The sequence below is a fragment of the Flavobacterium sp. B167r genome (genome assembly GCF_056824315.1).
This window is the reverse complement of sequence record NZ_CP124859.1, coordinates 1,210,037-1,230,621: the sequence shown is the minus strand read 5'-3', so window position 1 is coordinate 1,230,621 and position 20,585 is coordinate 1,210,037. Positions and strand designations below refer to the sequence as shown.

Genomic DNA, 20,585 nt, shown 5'->3' with positions numbered 1-20,585 from the left:
TGCTAAGCCCGGATGGCGGAATTGGTAGACGCGCTGGTCTCAAACACCTGTGGGAAACCGTGCCGGTTCGACTCCGGCTCCGGGTACGTAAAACCTCTTCTTAACGGAAGAGGTTTTTTTATGTCTTTTTTTGAACCATATAAGTCATATAAGAAAATATAACTTTACGTTTAAGTCTCTTTTTATTAAATGAACTTACAATCCCTTATATGGTGAAAACCTCACAACTCGCATCATGCAAAACAGGAAAATTACACGAGTTAGCAATAAAACACAATTGATTGGCTTTTTTATGAAGTTCTACAGCCAATTCTACTTTATTTGAATCTGTGATTGTAACTTTTGGATTTAAACGAACTTCTGTAAAACGTCCGCTTCCGTCTGGATTTACTTCTAAAGTTGCCTCAGCGTTGTCTGAATAATTGATGACTTCTATTCCGTTTTGAGAACAGACATATAAATATGACATCATATGGCAGGAAACTAAGCTGCTCAACAATAAATCTTCTGGATTGTACAATTCCGGATCGCCTTTGAAAGCTTTTGCTGCAGAAACATATAAAACAGGTTTTCCTTCAATATGAATTTGATGACTTTTACTGTAGAATCTTTTGGAAGAATCTGATGAATTTTGTTTTGAAGTCCAGTTTAATTGTGCTTTAAATAGATGTTTCATTTCGCTAAGTTAAGATTTTAAGCTGTAAATGAATAAATCTCGCAAAGTCGCAAAGTTTTATTTTCTTGGCGTTTTCGCGACTTTGTGAGATTCAAAACTATTTTTGAATATATGTTTAATAAAACACAATTCTGTTTATTTAATTTTATTTACCCCATTTCGTCCAGTCTGAATCCGGTCTTTTAAAAGGTTCTGTTAAAAACTTATTTGCTAAAGCATTAAATACTTCCGGACTTGAAGCTGGTGCAAAATGCGTTTCTCCAGGCAAAATACACAGCTGTGCTTTAGATATATTTTCGAAAATTTCAACCGTATGCTCATTTTTAATAATGTCTTTATCTCCAGCTACGACAAGTACTTTTGATTTTATTTTTGATAAATCTTTAGTTGGAATATTAGGTTGATCTACCAGAAGTCCGGCAAGTTGTTTTTGTAGATTCCAATTCTCACTCGTGTCTTTTGCTTTAATTTTTGATTCAATCATTTTTTTCATGTTCTGAACATCTTTTGTAGCCCATGAGTTAACTGCTGTAGAATCAGGTCTTAAATTGGCGCCCATCGCCACGATTTTCTTTATTTTCGACTTTCCAGAAATACCCATCTGCAAACCAACGAGTCCTCCATCACTCCATCCCATAATACTGATTGAATCTAATTTTAAATGATTAACTAATGCTTCCATATCTTTTGTGATTTGGACATAAGTTAAAGAATCTGTTTTCAATTCCGATTTGCCTTGCCCTCTGTTATCGGCAACAATAACTCTGTATTTACTTTTAAAATAATCAATCTGATTTCCCATCGATTCAATACTTCCCCCATTTCCATGAATCAACAACAAAGGTTCACCTTTTCCGTATTCTTCGTAATAGATTTTAGCCCCATTGATTTTCGCAAATTTTCCAACAGCGGTATTTTTACCATACGGCGTGTCAAATTTAAAATTCATCTGAACCTGAGCATTTGCAATTCCAAACGATAAAGACGTTAAAAACAGAAGTAATAATTTAATTGGTTTTTTCATAAATAAAGAGGTTTTTTTATAATAGTCATCCTTCAAATGTAAGAAAGAATTTACTTAATTAACAAAAACTTATTATTATTTTTCTGTGTTATCTGTCACTTTGATTCAAAAAATTTTGAATTGCTTTTTTTATCTTTTTAGTGAGAAGTGTCCTGAAAAAATACCTTTACCATTAAAATTGGCTTTAAACCAATAATCATCAGAAGGCAATTCTGTTCCATTATATGAACCATCCCATCCCGAATCATTTGTATGAAGTTCTTTCAATAATTTACCATATCTATCAAATATTGATATTTTAGAATTTGGAAATTTATTTATGCTTTTTATTTGCCAAAGATCATTATAACCATCATTATTTGGTGTGAAAAATTTTGGGTAATCAATAACTGTAACTTCTTTTGAATCTTCACCACAACCTTCTTTGTCTCTTAGATAAACAATGTAAGTTCCTCCTTCAACGTCAGAAAAATAATTACTTTCCTGATAATTTATACCATCAATGGAATATTCAAGATTTCCATCAATTTTTGGAATAATTTCTATAAAATTGCTTTCTGATAATTCTTTATATTTTATTTCTTTGATAGTTGGAAGTACCGACCTTATTAATTCGAATTCAAATTTGTTTTCACAATAAATGTCATTTTGAATTTGTCCAACTATAAGAGTATATTTTCCTGCATTTACTAAATCTGCTTTGTTAGTATTTGAAATAACATCTCCTTCTCCAAATTTCCAGCTGTAACTATCCAAATTATTTTCAACATTTACATGCAGCGAAGCTTCCAAATTACATAGAAAATATGTTTTTTCAATCTTTACAGTGGGCAATTCATTCACCAATAAATCAAAACTTGTTTCAGAATTGCAAAGACTGTTTACTTGGTTTTCTACTTTTACTTTTATTGTTTGCGATTTTGGCTGCGTATTTCGAAATAAGGTTGGAAATGGACTTGACAATTGGTTTCCAACATTATCAAAATACATTACTCTAAGCCCTGATTGATTTCCTATAATTTCGGTTTCGATGTTAGACATATCAAAAGTGGCAAAACCATTTCCTTCGTCACAAGCATATTTATTGGATGGTTTGTTAATCTGAGGTTGTGACGCTGTTTTTAAAACTAATGGGGTTTCCTTATAGCAATTGGTCAAAATATTAGTTACCCTAACAGTTATAATTTCTTGATTTTTAGTTGCATTTGTATAAGGATTTGGCAACGGACTAGCTAATTGGTTTCCGTTACTGTAAAAATAAGAAACCTTCATGCCTTGTTGATTTCCTAAAACACTAGATTCAACATTTGAGATGTCAAAATATTCCGAAATCCCATCATTGTTATCATCACAACCAATAAGTTCTTGCAAAGGATTTGCAACAGGAACCGGACTTACTATTAGTTTAAATGTCGATTCATTATAACAATTCGTACTAGTATTGACAGCCTTAACTGTAATTGTCTCTTCTTTGGCGATTAGATTTGCAACTGCATTTAGCGAACCTTGAATCTTCTGTCTGTTTTGATGATAAAACTCAACTTTTAAGTTCGTTGAAGTTCCTAAAATTGTTGTTTCTGTTGGTTTTAAATCAAATTGAGCAAAACCATTTCCATTATCACAAACAACTAAATCTTTAATAGCTGATAATTTCGGCAATGGATTTACAATTAAATCGAATGTAGTTTCAGAGTAACAACATAAATTGTCTTTATGACTTACTCTTACTGTTATCGTTTCTCTATCTTTAACCGTATTCGTAAAAGGATTTGGTAATAAATCATATTTTTTACCCTTACTATCTGTGAAAGTAACTGTTTTTTCAGTTTGTGATCCTAAAACCTGCTTTGTTACCGTTGAAGTATCAAAAGAGGTGGAAAATCCTGTACTAAAATTATTTTCACAACCATAAATATCATTAATTCCATATGCTTTTGGAGGCTCCTTTGCGTCAATTGTTTCTGTTAATGTTTCAACAGTTCCATCTTTTGCAGTAACTATTGCAGTAACAGTATATTTGCCATCTACTGAAAAATCATGAAAAGGAGATAAATCTGTAGAAGTATTTGTTACTCCTGAATCCGGATCACCAAAATTCCATGCAATTGAAGCAATTTTTGACTGATCGCTAATACTAAACTCTTTTAAAAATTCAGTACAAATATTTGAAACATTCATTTCAAAGACATTATTTCTAACCTGATTTACATTTCCTGTTACATTAATGTAAAAATTAGCTTGTGGTTTTCCAAAATCAGCAGTGGACCCATAGCCGCTTCCAAGATTAAGATACCCTGGCAAAGCCGTACAACCTCGTTGCCATGATACATCCTCACTTTGTGTTGTCCCAGCTATAAAAGCAACTCCATCTCCATAAACAATCCCTTTATGAACTTCTACCAGAATTTTTTTTACTCCAGCCGGAATTTTTATTGGTGTTTTAAAATCTACTTGTACAATCTGAGAATTCTCATCAATACTGGGCCTGAGTTGTTGGTATTGACTACTTCCTATTAATTTTTTTTCAGAAAAAGAACAGGGGAAACTATCATCTATCTCATAGATATTAAAACTAATTTCGGGCAGCCAACCCGTTTTATTAATTCCAACTTGTCCTGAATTAATTACAAATTCTTCGTTATTTGATATACCAAAGTCTTTTAAGTTAAAAGCTCTGGCCCAATAAATGTATGACGATGTGCACGAATGGATACCGGTATCTATTAATTGGTCATTTAAATTATGTGATAATCTGGTGATTGGTCCTAAACTTTTTGTATTAAATACTTCACCTGTTACATTTATATAAAAATTCGCATTTGGAACAGGAATAGTCAAATCTGTAGTACGCGCAAGACCATGAGCTAAATCACAGCCTAAATACCAGGATTCACCGTTATCTTGTGCAGTTCCAGCTATAAAAACTTCTCCTGACTTCGGATTATAAATGTCTCTTTGCTTATGTACCGTGACCATTATTCTTTTAGTTCCGGCCGGAACAATTATTGGTTCATCAAAATCAAACCGCAAAATTTGCGGAGCACCATTAATCAATGTCGTTGGTTTAAGACTGCGACTTCCAAGTACAGTTCTTGGGTAGGAAGAATAAAAGAAAACAGGGAAGTTGTCGTCGATACTATAAACTGAAAAAAATAAATTTGAACCTTCCTCAGATTTACTAATTCCGACCTCTCCAGATTTAATAACAAATTGTTCATTTGGAGCTACACCAAAATCTGACAATGTAAACAATCGTGACCAACCTTCATCTCTCTCGCAAGAATACATATCTGTCTTTACAAGTGTTGTTCCAACATTATGAGTTAAAGTTATTTGGGCATTAATATATTGAAAAGAGAGAAAAATAAGACCTAAAAACGCTTTTTTTAATCCATTTTTTTGAGTTATTGTCATTCTGATTTATTTATTTTCAACTTATTTTATTCTAAAATCGTATAATTTAAAGAGATTAGCAGATTTAGCAATTAGAGTTTATCCTCTCTTAAAATTTGAAATATTATCAAAAGAAACTCTCAATAATGATTGTCAAATATAAGAAGGAAACAATATAAATTTGATCTAAAATAAAAAAACCTCGAAAGGAGCGCTTTCGAGGTTTTTGAGAGAATTATACTAACTAATTAAACAAATTCTAAAACTATTTTTGAACTGAAAATTTAAAAGTAGTTTTAGTTTTATAATTTTCTCCCGGGTTCAAAACCGTTGTTGGGAAGTTTTTCTGGTTTGGAGAATCCGGATAATGTTCTGTTTCCAGACATAATCCTGTTCTGTGGGCAAAAGTTCCGCCGTTTGGCATTGGCAAAGTTCCGTCAAGGAAATTTCCAGAGTAAAACTGAATTCCAGGTTCGTCTGTAGTCATTTCCATAACTCTTCCGCTTGCCGCGTGGTATACTTTTGCAATGATTGTTTTTCCTTTTTCAGGATTGTTCAATACCCAGCAGTGATCGTAACCTTTTCCTCTTTCTAATTGTTCGTTTTTAGCATTGATATCTTTTCCAATTAATTTCGGCGTTCTGAAATCGAAAGGAGTACCAGCAACATCATCTAATTTTCCTGTCGGAATTAAAGTCGCATCAACCGGAACTAATTTATCTGCATTTAAAGTCAATTCGTAATCTAAGATTGTTTTTGTGAAATCTCCAGATAAATTGAAATATGAATGTTGTGTCAAATTAACAACCGTTTTTTTGTCTGTCGTTGCTTCGTAAAGAACCTCCAACTGATTATCGTTTGTCAATGTATACGTTACAATAACTTTCAAATTTCCAGGATAACCTTCTTCCATATCTTTACTTAAATAAGATAATTTTAAAGAAGCTGTATCGCCAGATTTAACCTCATCGGCTTTCCAAACTACGTTAAAAAATCCCTGCGGACCGCCGTGCAAAGCATTTGGCGCGTTGTTAATTGCCAATTGATATTCTTTTTCGTCAAGTGAAAATTTTCCTTTTGCAATTCTGTTTCCGTATCTTCCGATTAAAGCTCCAAAAAATGGATTTTCTTTTTCGTATTGCGCCAAAGAACTGAATCCGATTACTACATTTTCAGAAACACCTTCTTTATTCGGAACTTTTAAATCTGTAATTCTTCCTCCAAAAGTGATGATATCAACCTCCATCCCATTTTGGTTTTTCAGTTTATAGCTCTCTACTTTTTCGCCTTTGGCAGTAGTTCCGTATTCCGATTTATCGATGGTAACTAAAGCTTTTTCATCAGTTGCAACTTTTTCTGTATCGGCTTTTTTATCGCCTTTACACTGAACTGAAACTACAGCCAAACTCAAAAGGCCAATTCCGAAAACACAACGTTTTAATACATTCATAAAAAATATTTTTTGGTTTTGTGAAAAGTTAAATGTTAGATGTCAAAAGCTAAAAATAAGAAAAAATCTTAGAATCTTAGCAACTTAGAACCTCAGTACCTTGAATTAAAGTCCATGTTGAAACAAATGAAAATACGCTTCGTTTGCATTGATTTTATCTTTGAACTCTCTTACAGTCGTTTTCTCATCAATAACCAATAATTCGATACCCGCGATATCTGCAAAATCTTCCATATACTCTGTTGTGATAGATTGGCTGTAAACTGTATGATGCGCTCCACCAGCTAAAATCCAAGCTGTTGCTGCCACTTCTAAGTTTGGTTTACAATCCCAAAGAACACGTGCAACAGGAAGTTTTGGTAATTCTGCCATTGGTTTTACTGCTTCAACTTCGTTCACGATTAAACGGAAACGAGTTCCCATATCAACCAAAGAAACATTGATAGCGTCACCTGCAGGTGAGTTGAACACCAAACGAGCTGGATCTTCTTTTCCTCCAATTCCTAATGGATGTACTTCGCAAGAAGGTTTTCCGTCAGCAATAGATGGACAGATTTCCAACATGTGCGATCCTAAAACATACGATTTTTGTGGTGTAAAATGGTACGTGTAATCTTCCATGAAAGAAGTTCCGCCTTCCAAACCAATACACATTACTTTTAAAGCTCTAACCATTGCAGCGGTTTTCCAGTCTCCTTCTCCACCAAAACCATAACCATCGGCCATTAATCTTTGTGTTGCAATTCCAGGCAATTGTTTCCAAACTCCAAGGTTTTCAAATGTATCTGTAAAAGCGCCAAATCCTCCTTCTTCAAGGAAAGCTCTTAATCCTAATTCAATTTTTGCTGCTTCAACCAATGAACTTCTTTGCGCTCCACCTTCTTTCAAAGAATCGGTTAAGTTGTAAGAAGACTCATAAACGGCTAATAAATCAGCTAGTTGTTTGTCTGTTACTTTCTCGATATGCTTTGTAACGTCCGAAGAATCATACCCATTTACCGACATTCCGAAACGAATTTGTGCCTCAACTTTGTCACCTTCTGTAACGGCAACTTCACGCATATTGTCTCCAATACGAGCCACTTTTAAGTTTTGAAGTTCATCCCATCCTAAGACAACTCTTGACCAAATTCCCAACTGTTTTTGAACTCTTTGATCTTCCCAGTGTCCTACAACAACTTTACGTTTTTTACGCAAACGAGACATGATGAAACCAAATTCACGATCTCCGTGAGCCGATTGGTTCAAATTCATGAAATCCATGTCGATAGATCCCCACGGAATTTCAGCATTGTATTGTGTATGTAAGTGACATAATGGTTTTTTAAGAATACTTAATCCGCCAATCCACATTTTTGCCGGAGAGAAAGTGTGCATCCAAGCAATAATTCCGATACAGTTTTTAGTTGTATTTGCTTCCAAACAAACATCTAAAATTTGAGATGGAGATTTTACCACATCTTTATAAACCACTTTTACCGGAATTGAAGACGAAGCATCTAATCCTTTTGCAATTATTTGAGAATGTTCTGCTACTTTTCTTAGTGTTTCTTCACCATATAATTCCTGGCTTCCTACTACAAACCATACTTCTTTTTGAGAAATGTCTATCATGTCTTTTGTTTATTTTGTTTCAAGTTTCAGGTTTCAAGTTGTTGGAATCCGAAATCTTAAATTGTTATTTTATTATTTTGTTCATTTCAGATTTCAATCCTAAATCTAAAATCTACACTCTAAAATCTAAAATCACTATTGTCCGTAGTACGAATCTTTTCCGTGTTTACGGTTGTAATGTTTTTTTATTAATGAATCTTTTAATCTTGGTGCATTCGGGTTAATTTGTAAAGTTAGGTATGCCATTTCTGCCACAACTTCTAAAACTTTACTGTTGTAAACCGCTTTTGCCGCATTTTTTCCCCACGCAAACGGACCGTGATTTCCAATCAAAACCATTTCTACTTCTTCGTAAGAAAGATTTTTTTCTTTGAAGCAATCCAAAATCTGAATTCCGGTATTGTGTTCGTAGTTTCCTTCAATTAAATAATCTGCCATTGGCGGCGCGCACGGAATATCAGCTGTTAAGTGATCAGCATGTGTTGTTCCGAAAATCGGAATATCTTGCTGTGATTGTGCCCAAGCTACAGAATAGGTTGCGTGTGTATGAGCAACTCCTCCAATATTTGGCCAGTTTTTGTATAAATAAGCATGCGTTTTAGTGTCAGAAGACGGACGCATGGTTCCTTCGATAATGTTGTTGTCAAAATCGACAATTACAATATCTTCAGGCTTTAAATCTTCGTAAGGAACACCGCTTGGTTTAATGGCAAAAACACCATTTTTTCTGTCCACGGCGCTTACGTTTCCGAACGTATAGACTACCAAATTCAATGCATTCAATTGCATATTAGCCTCGTAACATTCTTGTTTTAAATCTTTATAAAGAGAACTCATTTTGAGAAATTTTAATAGTTGGATCTGCAAAAGCACTTAATTGTTCGTACCCTACAAGCAATTTGTTATAAGCTGCTACTTGATCTAATTGAGGGAAATATTCTCCGTCAAAATCACTTCCGATTTTTTGACTTGCTTCGATTACGTTTGGATAAATTCCAGCTGCAACGGCTGCATAAATTGCTGCACCTAAAGCAGGAGTTTGATCTGAAGCCGCAACTTTAATTGGCTTGTTTAAAACGTTAGCCAAAGTCTGCATGATGAAAGGCGACTTACGAGCAACACCACCGATTCCGATTACGCTGTCGATTTTCACACCTTCTTCTTCAAAACGATCCACGATTTTCTTCGCTCCAAAACAAATTGCGTTTACCAAAGCTTTGAAAATATGAGGCGCTTTTGTTCCTAAAGATAAATTTGAAATCGCGCTTTTTACTTCTTGATTTGCATCTGGAGTTCTTCTACCATTAATCCAATCCAAAGCAATTGGAAGACTTTCAGAAACTGGAATTTTCTCCGCTTCTTTCGTCAATTCAACAATTAATTTATCGCTGAATTCTTCTCTTAATTGTTCTTTTTGAGCATCATTTAAAGTTGATGAAGAAACTAACAAATGTTCTGTTGGCCACATTAATAATTCTTTGTACCAAGCCAATAAATCACCAAATGCTGATTGTCCTGCTTCCAAACCAATAAATCCTGGAATTACAGATCCGTCAACTTGACCGCAGATACCGCGAACGGTTTTTGTTCCCACTTCATCATAAGAACCAACTAGAATATCACAAGTTGAAGTTCCCATAACGCGAACTAAAGTATTTTCTTCGATTTTAGCTCCAACTGCACCAGAATGTGCGTCGAAAGTTCCAACAGCAACTACTGTTTCTGTAGAAAGCCCTAAACGGTCTGCCCATTCTTTGCTTAAGTTTCCAGCCGCTAAATCTGAAGTATAAGTTTCATCGTATAAATTGCCACGCAAAGTCGCTAAATACGGATGTAATTTTTCTAAGAATTCAACTGGTGGTAATCCGTTCCAGTCTGCGTGCCACATGGCTTTGTGACCTGCTGCGCAACGGCTTCTTTTGAACGTTTTTAAATCTTTATCTTCGATTAACAAATACGTCATTAAATCGCAGTGCTCCATCCAAGTGTGTGCTGCATTTCTAACCGCTTCTTCTTGTCTTGCAATGTGAAGTATTTTTGCCCAAAACCATTCTGAAGAATAAATTCCACCCACATATTTTGTTACGTCTTCTCCGCCCCAGCTTACTGCCAGTTCGTTGATTTCGTTTGCTTCATTTATAGAAGTGTGATCTTTCCACAAAACCATCATCGCATTTGGATTTTCTTCAAAACCCGGAGTCAATGCTAATGGCGTTCCGTCTTTTGTAACCGGCACCGGAGAAGATCCAGTTGTGTCGATACAAATTCCGCGAACCAATGTCGGATCAACTTTGCTTTCTTTTACAACATTTTGAATCGTAGTTTCCAATCCTTCGATATGATCCAAAGGATGTTGGCGAAATTGATTTATAGAGGCGTCACAATATTGTTTGTTTTTCCATCTTTTGTAATGAGAAACATTCGATGCCAGCTCCTGCCCATTTTCTGTATCTATAAGCACCGCACGAACAGAATCTGTTCCGTAGTCCAATCCTATTACATAATTTTTCATTCGTATTTTATTTTTAAAATATTGACAAATATAATTATTAAAAATTTATAAGTGTACAAAAAACACTTAATAAAATTCTGCTCCTTAATTTTTACAAAAAATGCATCAAAACAAAGATTTAAGTTCAAAACAAAAAATAAATGTCAATGTTACATTTATAATGTTGCGATTATTTCATCTTAATCTTCAAAAAAGTCACAGAGTTAGCTGAGAAATCTTAATCAGATTAGTTAAATTCAAATATTGGTGTACCGTTTTTATCAAATTTTAATTTCATCATTCTCGCATGACGATTAGGATCATAAAGCGGATCTGCAATAATTTCTTTCAACGGTCTTTTATCTGTCGCAGGCACCACTTTTGGATCCCCAACCGCTTTTTCGTAATCCCTTGCATGATAAATTACCAATGGTTCTCCGTTTTCATCTACGGTGAATGAGTTATGCCCTGGCCCATAAATTTTTTTGGCTTCATTAGTTTTTAATACTGGATATCTAGATTTTTTCCAAGAATTTCTATCTAATAAATCCGCATTTTCATCTGTTTCCATCATTCCCATACTGTAACAAGAACCCGTAGCACTTGCCGAAAAAGTAATGTAAATTTTTCCTTTGTGTTTTAGAAATGCTGGCCCTTCATTTACCCAAAAACCGATGCGTTCCCAATCATAATCTGGAGTCGTTAGCATGAATTGAACTGTTTTTAGTTTTATGGGTGATTCCATTTCTGCTAAATACAAATTAGACGCCGCGAACTGCCCGCCTGTTTTTTCTGCCCAACAGAAATAGCGTTTATTTTTATGCTCAAATACAGTTCCGTCCAGAGAAAAATCAGTAAAGCTTTTTGGATCTGCTTCAGCTGCTTGCATTTGCCCCAACTCAATCCACTTGTCATGCAAAGGATCTTGACCTGTACACTGCAAAACATAAGGTCTTAATTTCCAAATATCATCTTCTTGGCTTGCTGCAAAATACACGTACCATTTTCCATCTAAATAATGAATTTCAGGAGCCCAAACATGACGGCTCATTGGTCCGCTTTTATGTTTTTCCCACACTCTAAAAGTTTCAGCATTTTGAAGTTCATTAATAGACTTTGCACGTCTTAATTCTATCGCGTCGTAAGTTGGTACAGATCCTGTAAAATAGTAGTATCCATCTGTATGTTTGTAGATAAAAGGATCTGCTCTTTGCAACACAATTGGTTTGTTCGTTAAAGTTGTTTTTGTAGCAGTCACTTCTTTTTTAGACAGCTCTTTTTCTGCTTTTTTATCTGAACAGGAAGAAACACTTACAAAAACAACGGCTGAAAGTGCCCAATTTTTTAATACGGTTATTTGCATGTTATATTGGTTTGTTTGAATCTAATTTATTGGTGAGGAATTCAGTTTTTATAATCAATCCACACTTTCATTTTCCCAACTCCGCGATTTGACCAAGAATAATATGGAATGGCTTTTAATTTTGAATTTTCAATCACATTTACACCTTGTAATAAATTCGCTTCTTTTCTTACTTTGAAAGTATCTGAAGCTGAAATATCGATCTTGTCAAAATTTTTTTTATTGTCAATTTCTTCAACCGCATACACTAACGGACCGTATTCTAAAGAGACTTTGTTTTTATTGGTTTCTACTTTAGAATTCGTCTCTACTTCTTGAACTTCCATTTGGAAATTAAGCGCGATTTTATCTCCTTTTTTCCAATTTCTGGTTACGTTGAAATAGCCGTTTTCAGGCTGAATTACTAATGTTTCTCCATTTACAGAAATTGTTGGTTTTTGAGTTGAAGCTTTTTTATACGTATACAAATCTCCTGGCAGAACTTCATTTCTAGCCCAGCCCGGAACGCGAAGTTTAATGGTGAATTTGCTTTCTTTTTTAGGATTAACCGAGATTCCAACTTTTCCATTCCAAGGATAAGAAGTCTGTTGCGAAATCTGCAAATCTGTTTTTCCTAATGTGAAAGCTGCATTATTTGAGGCATATAAATTTACGTATAAATCATTCTTTGTTTTCGAATAAATCAATCCCGGAATCGATGGAATAAAACGAATCAAATTAGTCGGACAACAAGAACAGTCAAACCAACCCTGACGCGTACAAGAACCTCTGTTTGATTTGTAAACGCCATCTGCTTCTAAGGCATTTGGATAGAAAAATTGTTTTCCGTCAAGCGAAATACCCGAAATTAATCCGTTGTACATGGATCTTTCGATCACATCAAAATATTCTGATTTTCCGTATAAATTATGCAATCTGTGATTCCAATAAACATCTCCAATTGCAGCGCAAGTTTCGTTGTAAGCCGTAAGATTTGGCAATTCGTAATTAGCTCCAAAAGCTTCTCCATCGTGTCTTGAACCGATTCCGCCTGTGATGTACATTTTTTTGTTCACCATATTATTCCATATCGTATTTACGGCATTTTCATAGGCTTTATCTTTGGTCATTGCCACAATATCCGTCATTCCTGCATACATATAAACCGCACGAACGGCGTGTCCTACAGCTTCTTTTTGCTCAATAACAGGTATGTGATCTTGAGCATATTCTCCATATAATTTATGATTGTTCGGATTTCCGCGATTGTCCAAATAGTATTTTGCCAATTTCAGATAATCTTCTTTTCCTGTAATTTGATACAATTTAATTAAACCCGTTTCCACAATCTGATGACCCGGAACTCCTTTTACCTGACCCGGATTATCTCCAAAAGTTCTCACCAACATATCGGCCGCTTTTATTGCAATATCTAAGAAATTGGTTTTTCCTGTTGCTTCGTAATGCACAATTGCCGCTTCGATTAAATGTCCTGGATTGTATAATTCGTGACTAATCTGCAAAGATTCCCAACGTTTTCCTTCAATTACAGGAACCCAAGGCGCTGGTGGTTTTGCAGGATTTATGGTTCTCCAAGTGGTAATATATCCGTCTGGTTCTTGTCCAATTTTTACAATGGCAATCATAGAATCCAAAACTCTTTCCAATTTCGGATTTGGAGCACTAATTAAAGTATTCGACGCTCCTTCAATAATTTTGTAAACGTCGGTATCATCAAAAGGCATATCTCCTCTCGTTGTTCCCGTTTTTTGTTTTCCCGCAATTAAAAAATTCTCAAAACGGCCTTCTTCGTCACATTTCTTAATAGCGTATTCTATTGTTACTTCCTGCACTCTTTTGATAATTGGAAGCCAAAAAGAATCGGTTAGTTTTACATTTTGAATGTTAACGGGTTCTATTTCATAACCTGCTTTTAAAACTGATGTTTTATTTTGCACGACATTATTTTTGGTCTCTTTACAGGAAACCAAAACCAGAAATGACATGAAAATCGTTAAAATTGGTAAGTTGTATTTCTTCATTATTCTTCTATTCTATTTTAAAACAGGCCACAAATCGGCGTCCCATTGCATTTCTCGAACTACTAATTTTGGTATTCCGTTAGTTTTCTTTTCGTAAGCATGGTAAAACATATAATCTTTTCCGTCGAAAGTGTAAGCGCTGTTATGTCCTACTCCAAAATAATTTTCATCACCTTGGACAACTAAACTTCCTCCACCTTGATCCAACTGTTTTCCTTCTTTATCCAAATAAGGTCCTGTTACATTTTTAGATCTTCCAACAACGACTTTATAAGTGCTTTTTTCTCCGCGACAGCATAAATCCCAAGAAAGAAATTGATAATAATAACCGTTTTTCTTGAAAATAAAAGGAGCTTCAAGTGCGCCATCTCCTGGATCAGAATCGGCTAATTCGAAACTTCTTTTACGTTTTGAAATCGTATGCCATTCCTGCGGTTCTGCAATTGATTTTAAATCTGGATTTAATTTTACCAATTTCAATCCTTCCCAAAAAGAGCCGAAAGAAAGCCAAGGTGTGTTATTTTCGTCAAAAACTAAATTCGGATCAATGGCATTCCACATATCACGATTTGGTTGTGATTGAATGACGATTCCCTGATCGACCCATTTGTAATTTTTGTCTTTTGAATCTAAAGTCGTATTAGTCGCCACACCAATCGCCGAAGTATTTTTAGCGAAAGCAGAAACCGAATAATACAGATAGTAAATATTGTTATGGAATGAAATATCCGGCGCCCAAATATGATTTTTAAAATCAGCTGCCACACCATCTGCCCAAACTGGTTTTTCTGTGAAGACTTGTGGTTCTTTGTTCCATTTTTTTAAATCTTTCGAACTAAAAACACTGATTCCGTTTCCTGTGCAATACAAATAATAAGTGTCTTTTTGTTTGATAACAACAGGATCGTGCACGACAATTTCCTGCGCCATAACCACTGAAGTTATGAGCATTAGAAAAACCGAAATTGCATATTTTATGTTTTTGTAAACCATATAAGTGATGTAAGTAAATTTAAGTTCAAACCTCAACTGAAAACTTTAGCAGAGCATATAAGCGTTTACTGCATCAAAACTGAAAACTGCGACTGCGACCGAAAACTATTGAATCCCTTCAGAGGTCATTACAACACGTTTCATTGTTCCGTCTTTGTTATAAAATAATTTATCGACACAAACCGATCTTCTAAAACTTCCTCCATTTGGTTTTGATGCTCCGTTGTGATAAATGAAATACGATTGTCCTTTAAAATCAATTATCGATTGGTGATTTGTGTTACTGTTTCCTGCTAATTCATTCAGAATTCCTTTAAACTCCCAAGGTCCTGTAATTGATTTGCTCATCGCGTAGGCAATTTTTTCAGGAAATTCATAAGCGTATGACAAATAATACCAGCCGTTATGTTTGTGAATCCAAGGAGCTTCGGTGAAATTTGGCAGTTTTATGTGATGGATTTCTCCATCAATTTCCATCATATTTTCTTTTAATTTGGCATAATGACAAGCGGTATTTCCCCAAAATAAATACGCTTGTCCATCAGTATCAACAAAAACTGTCGGATCGATATCGTCCCAGCTTATATCGCTAAATTTGGTCATATCGTTGGTAATTAATGCTTTTCCTAATGCATCTTTAAAAGGTCCAAGCGGATTATCGGCAACAGCAACTCCAATCGATTTTCCTGGAATTGTGCCGTGTTCAACCGTTACATACCAATAAAATTTTCCGTTTCTTTCTACGACTTGCGAAGCCCATGCATCACTTTTCGCCCATTTAAAATCGGTTACTTTTAATGGCACAGGATGCGATTCCCATTTTTTCATATCAGAAGAAGAATACACCAGCCATTCATTCATTTTATAAAAATTAAAATCGTTTGGCGCTTCGTCATGGCCTGCATACAAATACACTTTGTCTTTATAAACCAATGCAGCAGGATCTCCCGTATATTTATCTGTAATAATTGGGTTGTTGAATTTTACCGATTGTGCTGTTCCCACAATCGATAAAAGCAAAACCGACAGACTTGTAAATAGGTTTTTCATTCTTGTTTTATTTTTTTTGCCACGACCCGAGCGATAGCGAATAGGCGAAGCAATTCACGAATTTTTACAAATCATAATTCGTGAAATTTGCGGTTATCTTTATTCAAGCAGATTTCACAAATTTTTTAATCATTTTAATTCGTGAATTCGTGGCTATTTTTTCTCTCGCAGATTTATTTAAAAATCATTTTTAATCCATTAATCTGTGGCATTTTCTCTAATTTATCTTTTTACCCCAAACTGCTAATCCCGCACTATTGATTCCTGTATAACTTAAAGTTACTTTTCTGGTTGCCGATTCCCAATCCCAAGCATCGACTACATTACATTTAACTCCGTTTATGATTGCAATTTTTTTAGCAGGATCGTACGACCAAGTTCCTGTTATATCACCGCTTACTTTTTTGTCAGCGGTTAGAAAAATCGTAACCGCTTTCTGCATGGTTTTGTATTGATAATTCATGGTAATTTGTTCCCAAGTTCCTACCAGATTTCCTTCTGCAAAAGTCGTTGTTGGCACTCCAGCATAACGTTCTGGTTCTATAACAGGCCAGCCGTCTTCTGTCCATTGAATTCCGTGAACGTGTCCCATCATGACAGCATTTGAAACCGCAATTCCCGCAACTCCTTCCGGCAAACGTGCTTGTGAAGCATAAAACCATTCTTTAGTTGTAGGGTTTTGAAAAACTGCACAATGCGCAAATCCAACCCAACCGGTATGATTTTTAAATTGATATGGATGTGTTACTAATGGAAAACATTCTGCTCCGTTTGTAATACTCATTCCCGTGTTGGTTACATAAGGTCCAAGAATATTTTTCGAACGAGCTACACGTGTGTTATAAGCGACCGATAATTCGTCATAAGCCAAAAACAAATAATAATATTGTGTGTCTGGATTGTAGATAATCTCTGGTCCTTCAAGTGCTTGCCAACGGTTTGTATTTACATTTCCACGGCCTGCGATTCGAACTCCGTAATCGTCGATTGTTTTTAATTTATCTGGTTTTCCAGTTGTCGGATTAAGTTTTAGAGCCGCAATTCCAGAATGCCAAGAACCGTAAATTAAATATTGTTCACCTTCTGGAGTTTCAATAAAACTTGGATCAATGGCATTGAATTTAAAATAGGCATCCCAATCGTTTCCTCCGTTTCTAACATAACTTTTTACACCGTCAGGTTCAGAGCAAACTACCATTCCTTTATCGACCCAATTATTTGATGCCAAATCTGTAGTTTCTGCCAAACCAATAAAAGCGCGTTCTGACCAAGAAGTATTGGTGTCTGTTCCAACAATTGGATTTGTAACCACAATGCTGTAATACATTCTGAACACATTCCCCACTTTACGAACGCAAGGCGCCCAAAATCCGTAATTTGGATTTTCTATCGGAGGAAGAGCTGGATTCATTCTCGCTCTTTTATTGTTTAAAGAATCTTTTACCCAAGCTGGAGCCTGAGTCATCGAAGATCCCATATATTCCCAATTGATTAAATCTTTTGATCTTCTGTAGAAAAAATGTCCATTGCCCTCATGCGTGTTTCCGTACGAAGCATCCGTTTGATACATATAATAGTATTCTCCCGATTTCTCGACTGACGGATCGTGAACGTTTGCCAAATTCCATTGCGATCTATTGGCCCAACTTGCAAATGCCGTATAATTGTCTGCATAAGTTGGTCCGTTAAATGTTGGCGTAACCACAGGCGGATCAACTACAACTGGCGGTTCTGGATCTAATGCCGGATCATCTTTGGAGCAGCTTGCCATTAAAACTACTGCTGCAAAAACTCCGATAAAAGAAATCGTTTTTAAAATGAAGTTTTTCATCTGCTTCTATTTTATTTTCCTTCTAAAACAACTACTGAGAAAGGAGGAATAGTGATTTCAAGTTTTCCTTTTTTGTTTTCGAAACCTTTAAAAGCTGTTGGAACAATTTTATTCGGGTTTTCGAATGAATTGTAATCTTGTAATTTAGCTGATGTTATAACCGTTCCTGCGAAGTTTTTCACGCCTAAATCTTTCACATCAATTTCAATTTTATTTTTATTTTTTGCATCCACATTCACTAATGAAATATGAACTGCTCCATTTTTATCTTTTGATGCTGATGCTGAAACCGCAGGAAGTTTTTCTCCATTAAAAGTATATGATGGCGATTCGAAACTTACTGGTAATAATTTAGCATCTTGATGTACAGCATACATTTTCATTACATGATAGGTTGGCGTTACAATCATTTTAGCTTTGTCAGTAAGAATTACGGCTTGCAAAACGTTAACGCATTGCGCTAAGTTTGCCATACGAACACGGTCTGCGTGGTTATTGAAAATATTCAATGTTGCTCCAGCTAAAACCGCATCACGCATGGTGTTTTGTTGGTATAAAAATCCTGGATTTGTTCCTTTTTCTACTTCGTACCATCCTCCCCATTCGTCAACAATCATAGCTACTTTTTTCTCTGGATCGTATTTGTCCATAATCGCAGAATGTTTCGTAACCAATTCTTCCATTTTTAAAGCCGATTTCATGGTTTTGAAATAACCTTCTTCCGTAAATTCTCTGTCACTCCCTTTTTTACCCCAATCAATTACAGCGTAATGATGAACTCCAACTCCACCTAACATATTCAACGGAATTCCTTTCATCAAAACCTCTGTCCAATTGTAATCTGAACTGTTTGATCCAGAAGCAATTCTTGTAATTCCTCCTGTATTTTCCCAGTCTGACATGAAAGTAGCGAATTTGCGGTATTCTCCAGCATAATATTCTGCTGTCATATTTCCTCCACATCCCCAAGCTTCATTTCCAATTCCCCAGAATTTAACTTTCCAAGGTTCTTTTCTTCCGTTTTTTGTACGTAAATCGCTCATCGGACTTTTACCGCTGAAGTTTGTGTACTGAACCCAATCAGCCAATTCTTGAACTGTTCCGCTTCCTACGTTTCCAGACAAATACGGTTCTGCTCCAAGAAGTTCGCACATATTTAAAAAATCGTGCGTTCCAAAACTGTTGTCTTCCGTAACTCCGCCCCACCATTTGTTTACAATGGTTGGTCTTTGCTCCTGTGGACCGATTCCGTCTTTCCAGTGATACGTATCAGCAAAACAGCCTCCCGGCCATCTTAAATTTGGAATTTTTAAATCTTTTAAAGCAGCAATAATATCATTTCTTACTCCTTTTGTATTTGGAATTTTAGAAGTGTCTCCGACAAAAAATCCTCCGTAAATACAACGGCCTAAATGTTCGGCAAAATGACCGTAAATGTTTTTGTCAATTGTTGGTGCATCAGCAGAATTTTTAATGGTTATGGTCGTCTGCGCGAAATTCAACTGGCTACAAAACGTAATAAGAAATGAGATTAAAAGTGCTTTTTTCATAGTGGTTTTTTGTTTTAGAGGAAAGTCCGAAGTCTTTCCTCTGAATTTTAATTTTTTAATAAGAAAGTGTCGGCCATCCAGATGACCAAGTAAAATATACGATTTCGAGTTTTGGATTTCCGCTATCGGCTCCGTCATAATAATGAACAGCTCCTTTTTGCGTTCCAGTGATTCTAGATAAATGTCCAGGACCAATGTAATTTCCTTGTGTAGCCAGAACAGTTGTTCCACCGCCACTTTTTAGAGAAACTCCATTTTTGTCAACGAAAGGACCAAACGGACTTGTAGAGCGTCCTACTACAATATAATACGTGCTATTTACACCATTGCAACAAGTTCCTCTGTTGACGAACATATAATAATAGCTTCCTTCTTTAATTAAACAAGGAGCTTCCCAAGACGCACTGTTTCCGCCAGCAACAATGGTTCTGCTTCCTGTAGTTTTTCCTGTCGAAGGATTAATTTGGATAACTCCAATACCAGCGTGCCACGAACCGTAAGCCATATAAACATTGCTTCCGTCAACCAAAATAGAAGGATCAATTGCATTGACGTCAGTTGCTGATGAAGAAGAAACAACAACGCCTCTATCGGTCCAAGTTGTTCCTGCGCTTTGCGAAATGGCTGGAGTTGTAACCAATCCAATTGCTGATGTTGCCGAACCAAATGTCGAGCATGAATAATACATATTCCATCTGTTATTGAACCAAGCAACGTCTGGCGCCCAGAACGTTTTCACGAATCCTGGAACGTATCCTGTTATCCAACTTGGCGTTGATGAGAATACTGATGTTCCCCATGTCCAGCTGGTTAAATTTGTTGAATATGTCATTGGGATATTATCTCCGGTAGTAAAAACATAATAATTAACGCCGCTTTTTACAATCGTACTCGGATCGTGCGACGGCACATTTCCGCTGACTGTTTTTGCTGTTGAATTGGTAATCTGTGAATCTTCTGCATTTACAACTGCTGCTGTTTCTTCCTGTGTTGGGACAATATCTTCATTTTGACAACTCCCTAATAATATCGCTAATAAAACCAAACTTGTAATTGTTTTCATTGTTCTAATTTTAGTTACTGTTAAAAATTACTTCTCTTGTATTCCAAATTCTAGCATAGTCTCAGT

General features: G+C 35.6%; 14 protein-coding genes and 1 tRNA gene. 1 reads left to right on the top strand and 14 read right to left on the bottom strand.

Features of this window, described 5'->3' with window-relative positions; all coding sequences use genetic code 11:
- The first annotated feature begins 6 nt into the window (after positions 1-6).
- A tRNA-Leu gene (locus QLQ96_RS05625) sits at positions 7-86 on the top strand.
- A 119-nt stretch (positions 87-205) separates the two neighbouring features.
- On the opposite strand, the gene QLQ96_RS05620 is transcribed toward QLQ96_RS05625, so the two are convergent.
- The 14 genes from QLQ96_RS05620 to QLQ96_RS05555 form a co-directional block, all read right to left on the bottom strand.
- Positions 206-676, bottom strand: coding sequence for an OsmC family protein (locus tag QLQ96_RS05620; protein ID WP_482495393.1), 471 nt, complete (start codon positions 674-676; stop codon positions 206-208).
- 145 nt (positions 677-821) lie between these two features.
- Positions 822-1,700, bottom strand: coding sequence for an alpha/beta fold hydrolase (locus tag QLQ96_RS05615; protein WP_482495391.1), 879 nt, complete (start codon positions 1,698-1,700; stop codon positions 822-824).
- 129 nt (positions 1,701-1,829) lie between these two features.
- Positions 1,830-5,114 (bottom strand): T9SS type B sorting domain-containing protein, encoded by a 3,285-nt coding sequence (locus QLQ96_RS05610; protein ID WP_482495389.1) that lies wholly within the window; start codon positions 5,112-5,114, stop codon positions 1,830-1,832.
- A 244-nt stretch (positions 5,115-5,358) separates the two neighbouring features.
- Complete coding sequence (locus tag QLQ96_RS05605; protein ID WP_482495388.1) at positions 5,359-6,543, bottom strand: aldose epimerase family protein; 1,185 nt, start codon at positions 6,541-6,543, stop codon at positions 5,359-5,361.
- 105 nt (positions 6,544-6,648) lie between these two features.
- Positions 6,649-8,157, bottom strand: a complete 1,509-nt coding sequence (gene araA, locus QLQ96_RS05600) for an L-arabinose isomerase (protein WP_482495386.1) — start codon at positions 8,155-8,157, stop codon at positions 6,649-6,651.
- Positions 8,158-8,292: 135 nt separating this feature from the next.
- Positions 8,293-8,994: an L-ribulose-5-phosphate 4-epimerase gene (locus QLQ96_RS05595; protein ID WP_482495384.1), complete on the bottom strand. Its 702-nt coding sequence runs from the start codon at positions 8,992-8,994 to the stop codon at positions 8,293-8,295.
- Entirely contained in the window at positions 8,978-10,669 is a 1,692-nt protein-coding gene (locus tag QLQ96_RS05590) for a ribulokinase (RefSeq protein ID WP_482495383.1), read from the bottom strand. The genes QLQ96_RS05595 and QLQ96_RS05590 overlap by 17 nt, the downstream gene beginning before the upstream one ends.
- A gap of 226 nt (positions 10,670-10,895) precedes the next feature.
- Positions 10,896-12,011: a glycoside hydrolase family 43 protein gene (locus QLQ96_RS05585; RefSeq protein ID WP_482495381.1), complete on the bottom strand. Its 1,116-nt coding sequence runs from the start codon at positions 12,009-12,011 to the stop codon at positions 10,896-10,898.
- A 41-nt stretch (positions 12,012-12,052) separates the two neighbouring features.
- Positions 12,053-14,032: a glycoside hydrolase family 127 protein gene (locus QLQ96_RS05580; protein ID WP_482495379.1), complete on the bottom strand. Its 1,980-nt coding sequence runs from the start codon at positions 14,030-14,032 to the stop codon at positions 12,053-12,055.
- Between the two features lie 12 nt (positions 14,033-14,044).
- Entirely contained in the window at positions 14,045-15,025 is a 981-nt protein-coding gene (locus tag QLQ96_RS05575) for a family 43 glycosylhydrolase (RefSeq protein ID WP_482495378.1), read from the bottom strand.
- A 105-nt stretch (positions 15,026-15,130) separates the two neighbouring features.
- Entirely contained in the window at positions 15,131-16,075 is a 945-nt protein-coding gene (locus QLQ96_RS05570; protein ID WP_482495376.1) for a glycoside hydrolase family 43 protein, read from the bottom strand.
- A gap of 217 nt (positions 16,076-16,292) precedes the next feature.
- Positions 16,293-17,906: an arabinan endo-1,5-alpha-L-arabinosidase gene (locus tag QLQ96_RS05565; protein WP_482495375.1), complete on the bottom strand. Its 1,614-nt coding sequence runs from the start codon at positions 17,904-17,906 to the stop codon at positions 16,293-16,295.
- An 11-nt stretch (positions 17,907-17,917) separates the two neighbouring features.
- Entirely contained in the window at positions 17,918-19,456 is a 1,539-nt protein-coding gene (locus tag QLQ96_RS05560) for an alpha-N-arabinofuranosidase (RefSeq protein ID WP_482495373.1), read from the bottom strand.
- Between the two features lie 55 nt (positions 19,457-19,511).
- Positions 19,512-20,519 carry an arabinan endo-1,5-alpha-L-arabinosidase gene (locus QLQ96_RS05555; RefSeq protein WP_482495372.1) on the bottom strand — a complete coding sequence of 336 codons (1,008 nt, stop codon included), beginning with the start codon at positions 20,517-20,519 and terminating at the stop codon, positions 19,512-19,514.
- Positions 20,520-20,585 lie beyond the last annotated feature (66 nt).